This window comes from Pseudomonas sp. Bc-h (genome assembly GCF_002080045.1).
In the GTDB taxonomy this organism is placed as follows: Bacteria; Pseudomonadota; Gammaproteobacteria; order Pseudomonadales; family Pseudomonadaceae; genus Aquipseudomonas.
In genome coordinates, this window is record NZ_MUIN01000055.1 from 1 (window position 1) to 361 (window position 361).

General features: G+C 53.7%; 1 protein-coding gene. It reads left to right on the forward strand.

All coding sequences use genetic code 11. The features are described 5' to 3' along the window. A partial coding sequence (locus BWR59_RS33180) for a DJ-1/PfpI family protein (protein WP_178111261.1) occupies positions 1–140 on the forward strand: 140 nt, incomplete at its 5' end. Positions 141–361: the final 221 nt, after the last annotated feature.

The window sequence follows — 361 nt, forward strand, 5'->3', positions numbered from 1 at the left end:
GTGCATGGACCAATGAGGAAGTAGTGGTCGATAACGGCCTTGTTACCAGCCGCGATCCCAATGATTTGCCCGCCTTCTGTGCCAAACTCGTTGAGGAAATCGCAGAAGGTGTGGGCGCAGCGCTCGCAGCAGGGAATTAAGACGGGGCGTTTCGTGCTTCCGGCTTTGCAGGGCTCAGTAAACGTTCGCGCACAGACAAAGGCAAACGCCGCAAGATTTCAACAGAACTTGAACAACTGATTGAAGGTCTTTTTCTGAGTCGCCCAGCGCCGTCGATCAGCGCCATTCACCGGCGCATCAGTGCTGCTTGTGATAGACAGCAATGGCTAAAACCGAGCTATTCGACTGTGTATAGCCTGTC